Below are 8,617 nucleotides of genomic sequence, written 5' to 3'. Positions count from 1 at the left end.
CTTGGGCGCTTCGGCTTCGGGCGCGGGCTTGCGCGCGGGCGGCGCGGCCTTCTTCGGCACTTCGTTGGCTTTCACCGGGGAAGGGCGCGATTGCAGGCCCAGGCGGTGGGCCTTGCCGATCACGGCATTGCGGCTGACCCCGCCCAGTTCGTCCGCGATCTGGCTGGCGGTCAGGCCCCGTTCCCACATTGCCTTGAGCTGGTCGATGCGCTCGTCGGTCCAGGACAATGAATGACTCCTCAAAATCTCAAATCCGCGCCCTATATGGGGCGGGCCGGCCCGGGGTTCAATTTCCCGTGCACAACGCCCTTGCGGCACAACCCCTCAGCCGATAGTCGATCCGACCATGAACGACCAGTCCAAAATTGCTGTCTCTCCCTCGCACCGGCCGCCTTTCCACGAGCCGGGCGAAATGGTCATCCGCAACATCAACTGGGCGGGGACGCGCGCGCTCTACCGGAAGGAAATCCGGCGCTTCATGAAGGTGCAGCTCCAGACCATCTGGGCGCCCGCCGTGACGACGCTGATGTTCCTGGTCATCTTCACCCTGGCGCTGGGCGGGGCCAATCGCCATGTGCTGGGCGTGCCCTTCGCCGATTTCATCGCGCCGGGCCTGATGATCATGGGCATGATGAACAACGCCTTCGCCAACAGCAGCTTCTCCCTGTTGGCGGGCAAGATGCAGGGCACGCTGATCGATTATCTGATGCCGCCGCTGTCGGTCGGCGAATTGCTGCTGGCGTTGGTGGGCGCGGCGGTGACGCGGGCCTTTTGCGTGGGGCTGGCGCTGTGGGCGGCGATGGCGCTGTGGCCGGGCGTGCATGTGACCCCGGCGCATCCCTGGGCGATCCTGTGGTTCGGGCTGATGGGCGCGGGGCTGACCGCCTTCATCGGCGTGCTGACCTCCATCTGGGCGGAAAAGTTCGACCATGCCGCCGCCATCACCAATTTCGTGATCGGGCCGATGACGCTGCTGTCGGGCACCTTCTATTCCATCGACCGCCTCGCGCCCGTCTTCCGCGCGATCAGCCATGCCAACCCCTTCTTCTACGCCATTTCCGGCTTCCGCTACGGCTTCGTCGCGGCGGCGGACGGCGATGTGGTCGTGGGCAGCCTGGTGCTGCTGGGCCTGAACATCGCGTTGGGCATGCTCTGCTATGCGCTGCTCAAGCGAGGGTGGAAGCTGAAGGCTTGAGCAGGGTGAGCGTAGGGGTGAGCGCAGGGATGAGCATAAGATAACGTGCTCCTGCGAAGGCAGGAGCCCAGTTCAGGTCTTGCCTAATCATTCAGACGTCGAACTAGGCTCCTGCCTTCGCAGGAGCACGGCGGTTCACTGGATCACGTCAACCCCGCAATCACCGGCACCACCAGCATGATCGCGCACAGGGCAAGCGCCGCCATCACCCAATGACTCAGCCGGGGCAGGGCGCGCGCGTCGCGCCCGCCCTCCGGTTTCAACCGCATCAGGCCGAAATGCCCTTGCCCCCGACCCGCGTCAGCGCAAAGCCAGCCGCTTCCGCCTCCCTGCGCGGATAAATGTTGCGCAGGTCGACCAGCACCGCCCCATTCATCGACGCCGCCAGCCGCTTCAGGTCCAGAGCCCGGAACGCATCCCATTCCGTCACCAGCACCAGCGCATCGGCTCCGGCCGCCGCCTCATAGGCGTCCTTCGCCATGCTCACCCCCGGCATCAGCGGCGCGGCGACCGCCATGCCCTCCGGATCATAGGCGACGATCCGCGCCCCCGCATCCTCCAGCGCCTGCACGATGGCCAGGCTGGGCGCGTCGCGCATGTCGTCGGTATTGGGCTTGAAGGTCAGGCCCAGCAGCGCGACCGTCTTGCCCCGCGCCTCGCCGCCCAGCGCCTTCACGATCTTGCGCCCCATGGCCCGCTTGCGCAGGTCGTTCACCTGCACCACTGTCTCCACGATGCGGATCGGCGTGTCATAATCCTGCCCGGTCTTCACCAGCGCCAGCGTATCCTTCGGGAAGCAGGAACCGCCATAGCCCGGTCCGGCATGCAGGAATTTCGACCCGATCCGGTTGTCGAGGCCGATCCCCCGCGACACGTCCTGCACCTCCGCGCCGACCGCCTCGCAAAGGTCCGCCATCTCGTTGATGAAGGTGATCTTGGTCGCCAGGAAGGCGTTGGCGGCATATTTGATCAGTTCCGCCGTCCGCCGCCCGGTGAACATGACCGGCGCCTGGTTGAGGTTCAGCGGACGATAAACCTGCGCCATCACGCCGATGGCCCGCTCATTGCCCGTGGTGCCGACGACGACGCGGTCGGGCCGCTTGAAATCGCCGATGGCCGCGCCCTCGCGCAGGAATTCCGGATTGGACACGACTTGTATGTCCAGGTCAGGCCGCGCTTCCCGCACGATCCGCTCGACCTCGTCCCCGGTGCCGACGGGCACGGTGGACTTGGTGACGATGACGGTCGGCCCGTCCAGCGCTTCCGCGATTTCCTTCGCCGCCGCATAGACATAGCTCAAATCCGCATGACCGTCGCCGCGCCGCGAAGGTGTGCCCACGGCGATGAAGATCGCGTCCGCGCCCTTCACGCCCGCCGCCAGATCGGTGGTGAAGGTCAGTCGCCCGGCCGCCGCATTGCTGCCCACCAGATGGTCGAGGCCGGGTTCGAAAATCGGCATGCGCCCGGATTCGATGGCGGCGATCTTGCCCGCATCCTTGTCCACGCACACCACGTCATGGCCGAAATCGGCGAAGCAGGCGCCTGACACCAGCCCGACATAGCCCGTGCCGATCATCGTGATCTTCATAAATTACTGAGCCCTCGATTGGGAAAGATGGTCCCGCTGGCCTCTAGCATAGCTGTCGGCCAATGCGAAAGCGGGCGTCGGGATTACCCATGTTCAGGGGATGGTTACCATTTTCTGCCAGAGACTTACCCGAAAGACAGCTTGCAAAGGATGACGAATGAAGGTTGCGCTGGTGTTCGGGACGCGCCCCGAGGCGATCAAGCTGTTTCCGGTAATTCACGCGCTGCGGGCGCGGGAGGATGTGGAAACCCGCCTGATCGTGACCGCGCAGCATCGCGGCCTGCTGGATCAGGTGCTGGAGATCGCCGGGATCGCGCCCGACATCGACCTGGACGTGATGACGCCGAACCAGACGCTGGACGGCCTGACGGCGAAGCTGATCGTGGAACTGGGCAAGGCCTTCGACGCGGAAAAGCCGGACCGCGTGGCCGTCCATGGCGACACCCTTACCACCATGGTCGCCAGCCTGGCCGCCTATTATCGCAAGATTCCGGTCGCCCATGTCGAGGCGGGCCTGCGCAGCGGCGACATCCACCACCCCTGGCCGGAGGAGGTGAACCGCCGCGTCGTCGCCTGCATCGCCGACATGAACTTCGCCCCGACGCAGGCGGCCGCCGACGCGCTGCTCGCGGAAAATCGCGACCCGGCGACCATCCACGTCACCGGCAACACGGTGATCGACGCGCTGCTCGCCACCCGTAAGCGGGTGCTGGCCGAACCCGGCCTCGCGTCAGGACTCGACGGCCTCGCCCAGCGCTTCGCGGGCAAGCGGATCGTCGCCGTCACCAGCCACCGGCGGGAGAATTTCGGCGGCGGCATGGAGGCGATTGCCCGCTCCATCGCTGACATAGCGGAGCGCTCGGACGTGGCGGTGATCTTCCCGGTCCATCCCAACCCCCATGTCCGCCCGGTCATGGACGCGGTGCTGGGCGGCCTGCCCAATGTCGCCATGATCGAGCCGCTCGACTATCCCCATTTCGTCCGCCTGCTGGACCTCTGCCATCTCGTCCTGACCGACAGCGGCGGCGTGCAGGAGGAAGCGCCCTCGCTCGGCAAGCCGGTGCTGGTGATGCGCGAAACCACCGAACGCCCGGAAGGCGTGACGGCAGGCACGGCGAAACTGGTCGGCACCGACCGAACGAAGATCGTCCAGTCTGTCTTCGCCCTGCTGGATGACGAAGCCGCCTACGCCGCCATGTCCCGCGCCCACAACCCCTTCGGCGACGGCCACGCGGCAGAGCGCATTGCCGACATCATCGCCGCCAGCGCGCGGGCCGAGGGGCTGGAAGAGGCGGCGTAACGCGCCACGTGCTCCTGCGAAGGCAGGAACAGGCTGTTATTGTCACCAATATTACCGAAATCTTCAGCATTTCCCGTCACAAAGCGAAGCCAATCATCGGCTTCCCAGGACTCCCCAATGCCCCTCGAAAAGCTCCAGCAGAAGGTATCCGTCATCGGCCTGGGCTATATCGGCCTGCCGACCGCCGCCCTGATCGCGCGCGGCGGCGCGCAGGTGGTCGGCGTGGACGTCAGCGCCCATGTCGTGGAGACGGTCAATAGCGGCCGCGTCCATATCGAGGAAGTCGACCTCGACGGCCTGGTGCAAGGCGTGGTCTCCCGCGGCAACCTCCGCGCCAGCCTGGAGGTCGAACCCAGCGACGTCTTCATCATCGCCGTCCCCACGCCCGTGGCCGAAGATCGCGCCCCCGACATCAGCCATGTCCTGAAGGCCGCCCGCACCGTCGCGCAAGTCCTGAAATCCGGCGACACGGTGATCCTGGAATCCACTTCCCCGGTCGGCACCACCGAAGCCATGCGCGACCTCTTCGCTCAGATCCGCCCCGACCTCAAGATGCCAGAACCCGGCGTGGCGGGCGACATAGCCATCGCCTATTGCCCGGAGCGCGTCCTTCCCGGCCGCATCCTGGTCGAACTGATCGACAATGATCGTTGCATCGGCGGCATCACCCCTCGCTGCGCCCGCAAGGCGCTGGGCTTCTACCGCCAGTTCGTGCGCGGCGCCTGTATCACCACGTCGGCCCGCGCCGCCGAAATGGTGAAGCTGGTCGAAAACAGCTTCCGCGACGTCAACATCGCCTTCGCCAACGAACTGTCCGTCATCGCGGAACGCATGGACATCGACGTGTGGGAAGTCATCCGCCTCGCCAATCGCCACCCCCGCGTCAATATCCTCCAGCCCGGCCCCGGCGTCGGCGGCCACTGCATCGCGGTCGACCCCTGGTTCATCGTCCATGGCGACCCGGAAAATAGCCGCCTCATCCGCACCGCCCGCGAAGTCAATGACGGCAAGACCGACTATGTCGTCGCCAGGGCATCCGACCTGATCGACGAATTCCCCGGCGAGGACATCGCCTGCCTCGGCCTCGCCTTCAAACCCAATATCGACGATTTCCGCGAAAGCCCCGCCGTGAAGGTCGCCGCCCGCCTCGCCAAACGCTATGGCCGTCGCATCAAGCTGGTCGAACCCTATGCCCATGACCTGCCGATGGAGTTCGCTGGAACCGGCGCCGAACTGATCGATCTCGATACGGCTCTGGAACAATGCGGCGTTTTCGTCATTCTTGTCGATCATGACATGTTCAAATCGGTCCCGGTGGACGAACGCGCCGACAAGGCGGTCTACGACACGCGCGGCGTCTGGCCGGATCAGCCCCGGCGACCAAGTGCCGGTCAGACTGCCCCGGATCAGGCCCGGATCGCCATCTGATCGGCGGCGCGAACGCGGCCATGGTTGCCATGTCCCCGCCGCGCCGTTAACCCCACCCGCAACGGCAGGCTTCATGCGTGCCCGATGAATTTGCGGGGATTTCTCACGGCATGAACCGGCCGACCGACAGCAGGAACCGGATGCTGGCCACGATCATGGCCTGCGCGCTGCTAGGCGCCTGCTCCACCGTGGAGGACGCGCCGAAGGGGGAGGCCGCCTATGCCGCCATCCCGCCAGCCCCGGCCGTCGGCGTCGATTACCGCATCTCCCCCGACGATATATTGCGCATCCAGGTCTATCACGAACCGGGCCTGTCGCTGGAAGACGCGCAGGTGACGGCGGCGGGCATGGTGCGCATGCCGTTGATCGGCGACGTCTCCATCGCGGGCCTGTCCGCCAGCGAGGCTTCCGACGTCATCGCCGGCCGGCTGGGCGACCGCTATCTCGTCTCCCCGCAGGTGACGGTCTTCGTCAAGAAAGCGGTGGGCCGCCGCATCACCATCGACGGCGAAGTCCGCGAACCGGGCCTGTTCCCGCTCGACGGCCGTCTCGGCCTGCAACAGGCGGTCGCCCTCGCCAAGGGGCCGACCCGCCTCGCCAGCCTCAGCCGCATCGTCGTGGTCCGCCAGTCCGACGGCCAGCGCAAGGCGGCGATGTTCGACCTGGGCGCAATCCGCAAGGGCGAAGCGCCCGATCCCGAAATCCTGCCCGGCGACACGATCATCGTCGGCCTCTCCCGCGCCAAGGCGGCGTTGGGCGGCGCGCTGCTCGCCCTGCCGGCGGTCGGCGCGGGCTTCGTCGCGCTGGACGGGGGGCTCTGATGGCAGGACCGGGCCTGCTGATCGACGCCGCGATGGAGGGCCGCCCGGCGCGCTTCGCCGCCGCCGCCAACGGCGCATGGACGGCGGTGCGGCGGCATCGCATCATCCTGTTCGTCACCATGGCGCTCTGCGTGCTGGCGGGCGTGGTCTTCATCCTGCTCTCCACCCCCGATTACCGGGCGATCGCCTCGGTCGAGGTGGAGGATGTCCCCGCCGGAGCCGCAGGCGCCGCCGCCGCGCAGCGACCGGCGACCCCGTCCGACAATGAAGCGCTGATGCAGACCGAACTGGAGGTGCTGCGCAGCCGCGCCCTGGCCGAGGATGTCGCCCGCGAACTGGCGCTGGTCGGCAGCCGCACCTTCTTCGACGGCATGGACGTCCGCCGCCCGGACCGGGGCGCAGGCTCGCTCAGCCAGCGGCAGGTCGAAACCGAAACGGTCGTGAACCTGCTGCGCGACAATCTGCACGTCGAACTGCCGGGCAAGTCCCGCGTCATCCGCATCGGCTTCACCAGCGCCAACGCCATGCTGTCGGCCCGCGTCGCCAACAGCTATGCCGACAGCCTGATCCGCGCCGACCTGAAGCGCGGCTTCGAATCGGGGGTTCAGGCCCGCCGCTTCCTGCTGGGGGAACTGGACGGCGCGCGTAAGGATTTGGAACGGGCGGAGCGCGATCTGGCGGTCTATGCCGCCAACGCCGGGGTCATGGCCCCGCCGGAATCGAACGATGGCGACAGCCCCCCGCCCGAAGGCACCACCGCGACCCGGCTGGCGCAGCTCAACGCCTTCCGCGCCCAGGCGACGGCGGACCGCATCGCCGCGCAGAAGCGCTGGGAAAGCGCCCGCCTGTCCAGCGTCGAAACTCTGCCCGAAGTGCTGAACAACGGCGCGATGCAGCAGATCATGACGGAACGGGCGCAGGCGCGGGCGCAGGTCGTGCAGGAACGTCAGTTCCGCAAGGACGCCCACCCCGAAATGCGCGAAGCCCGCGCCCGGCTGGCCGCGCTGGACGATCAGGCGGAGGGGATGGCGAACACCATCCGCGCCTCGCTCAAGGAACAGTTCGACGTCGCCGTCCATGGCGAAAAGCAGATCCAGTCCGAAATCGCCAAGGTCGAGCGGCAGGCCCAGGCCGAACGCGGACGCGGCGTGCAGATGAGCATATTGGAGCGGCAGGTCGACACCTACCGCCTGCTGCACGACAGCCTGCTCCAGCGCTATCGCGACATGGCCTCCCAGGCGGGCTTCCAGGCGGGCCGCATCCAACCGCTGGACCGGGCGGCGGTGCCCTCGCGCCCATCCTCGCCCAATATCGGCGTCACCATGTTGTTTGCGTCATTGGGTGGGCTGATCCTCGGCCTGATGGCGGTCGCCGGACGGCATATCTTTGATGACGCCGTGACGTCAGCCGACACCCTGGCCGAACGGGTGAACCTGCCCCTCCTCGGCGCCGTCCCGGCGGGCGAGAAACCGGCGGCGGAGATTTTCGCGCCCATGGCCTCCGCGCTGCTGCTGGGATCGGCGGCTGGCCTGCCGCGCTCCATCCTCGTCACCAGCGCGCAGGAGGGGGAGGGGAAGTCCTCGACCCTATATGCCCTGGCGAAGGCGCTGGCGAAGCTCGACAAGCGCGTGCTGGTGATCGACGCCGACATGCGGCGGCCCAAGCAGCACAGCCTCTTCGGCATTGCGCCCACCCGCGGCATCAGCGAATTGATGACGGGCCAGGCGAAGATGGACGAGGTCATCGTCGACAGCGGCGTGCCGGGCGTGTCCCTGCTCCCCTGCGGCGCGATCCCGCCCAGCCCGGCCGAACTGCTGGTCACGCCCGCGATGGACGCCCTGCTGGCGACAGTACGAGAACGCTACGACACGGTACTGATCGACGCACCGCCCGTTCTGGGCCTGTCCGACGCCTGCCTGCTGGCGAGCAAGGCGCAGGTGACTCTGCTGGTGGTCGAATGGGGCCGCAACCATCATGGCGGCCTGCGCGTGGCGGTCGACCGGCTGCGGCGGGCAGGCGGCGCGATCATCGGCGCGATCCTCACCAAACAGGAAGGCCGCCCGTTCGAATATGACTATCACCGGGGCGGCTAGAGAGGCCTTCGACCTCCCCCCGTCATTCCCGCGAAAGCGGGAGCCATCTCCCCAGCGCTGCGCTTGAGGTGACGTCGAGAGATAGATTCCCGCTTTCGCGTGAATGACGGAGAAGGGTGGAAGGCGGACCTATCCTGTTCCTCCCCATCGGGAGATGGGGAGGGGGACCGGCCGAAGGCTGGTGGAGGGGAA

The 8,617-nt window shown here is 67.1% G+C and carries 8 protein-coding genes; 5 read left to right on the top strand and 3 right to left on the bottom strand.

Annotation, left to right across the window (positions count from 1 at the left end; genetic code table 11):
* Positions 1–228, bottom strand: a 228-nt coding sequence (locus tag L286_RS29310) for a GcrA family cell cycle regulator (protein WP_021223134.1), incomplete at its 3' end; no start/stop codon positions are given.
* Positions 229–346: 118 nt separating this feature from the next.
* Here L286_RS29310 and L286_RS29305 point away from each other — a divergent pair.
* Entirely contained in the window at positions 347–1,195 is an 849-nt protein-coding gene (locus tag L286_RS29305) for an ABC transporter permease (protein WP_025160657.1), read from the top strand.
* Between the two features lie 143 nt (positions 1,196–1,338).
* Here the strand turns inward: L286_RS29305 and L286_RS49510 are convergent, their stop codons facing one another.
* Together L286_RS49510 and L286_RS29300 are read right to left on the bottom strand one after the other, a co-directional pair.
* Positions 1,339–1,464 carry a hypothetical protein gene (locus L286_RS49510; protein WP_020819993.1) on the bottom strand — a complete coding sequence of 42 codons (126 nt, stop codon included), beginning with the start codon at positions 1,462–1,464 and terminating at the stop codon, positions 1,339–1,341.
* Positions 1,464–2,783 (bottom strand): UDP-glucose dehydrogenase family protein, encoded by a 1,320-nt coding sequence (locus L286_RS29300; protein WP_020819992.1) that lies wholly within the window; start codon positions 2,781–2,783, stop codon positions 1,464–1,466. Before L286_RS29300 ends, L286_RS49510 begins: the two co-directional genes overlap by 1 nt.
* Positions 2,784–2,940: 157 nt before the next feature.
* Between L286_RS29300 and wecB the strand changes: the two genes are divergently transcribed.
* The 4 genes from wecB (at position 2,941) to L286_RS29280 (ending at position 8,425) form a co-directional block, all read left to right on the top strand.
* On the top strand, positions 2,941–4,083 hold the full coding sequence (gene wecB, locus L286_RS29295) for a non-hydrolyzing UDP-N-acetylglucosamine 2-epimerase (protein WP_020819991.1): 1,143 nt from the start codon (positions 2,941–2,943) through the stop codon (positions 4,081–4,083).
* A gap of 117 nt (positions 4,084–4,200) precedes the next feature.
* A complete protein-coding gene (wecC, locus tag L286_RS29290; RefSeq protein ID WP_020819990.1) occupies positions 4,201–5,511 on the top strand; it encodes a UDP-N-acetyl-D-mannosamine dehydrogenase in 1,311 nt (436 codons plus the stop codon).
* Between the two features lie 110 nt (positions 5,512–5,621).
* Entirely contained in the window at positions 5,622–6,332 is a 711-nt protein-coding gene (locus L286_RS29285; protein WP_020819989.1) for a polysaccharide biosynthesis/export family protein, read from the top strand.
* The gene (locus L286_RS29280; RefSeq protein ID WP_020819988.1) at positions 6,332–8,425 is read left to right on the top strand and encodes a GumC family protein; all 2,094 of its coding nucleotides are present in this window, start codon (positions 6,332–6,334) and stop codon (positions 8,423–8,425) included. Before L286_RS29285 ends, L286_RS29280 begins: the two co-directional genes overlap by 1 nt.
* Positions 8,426–8,617: the final 192 nt, after the last annotated feature.

It is taken from the genome of Sphingobium sp. HDIP04, from assembly GCF_000445085.1.
Taxonomy (GTDB): Bacteria; Pseudomonadota; Alphaproteobacteria; order Sphingomonadales; family Sphingomonadaceae; genus Sphingobium; species Sphingobium indicum.
This window is presented reverse-complemented; position numbering and strand designations above follow the sequence as displayed.

What these genes read in the sequence shown, in the direction of transcription:
- L286_RS29300 (WP_020819992.1), bottom strand. Translation starts at nt 2,783, where the DNA reads ATGAAGATCACGATGATCGGCACGGGCTATGTCGGGCTGGTGTCAGGC.
- L286_RS29305 (WP_025160657.1), top strand. Translation starts at nt 347, where the DNA reads ATGAACGACCAGTCCAAAATTGCTGTCTCTCCCTCGCACCGGCCGCCT.
- L286_RS29280 (WP_020819988.1), top strand. Translation starts at nt 6,332, where the DNA reads ATGGCAGGACCGGGCCTGCTGATCGACGCCGCGATGGAGGGCCGCCCG.
- L286_RS49510 (WP_020819993.1), bottom strand. Translation starts at nt 1,464, where the DNA reads ATGCGGTTGAAACCGGAGGGCGGGCGCGACGCGCGCGCCCTGCCCCGG.
- wecC (WP_020819990.1), top strand. Translation starts at nt 4,201, where the DNA reads ATGCCCCTCGAAAAGCTCCAGCAGAAGGTATCCGTCATCGGCCTGGGC.
- L286_RS29285 (WP_020819989.1), top strand. Translation starts at nt 5,622, where the DNA reads ATGAACCGGCCGACCGACAGCAGGAACCGGATGCTGGCCACGATCATG.
- wecB (WP_020819991.1), top strand. Translation starts at nt 2,941, where the DNA reads ATGAAGGTTGCGCTGGTGTTCGGGACGCGCCCCGAGGCGATCAAGCTG.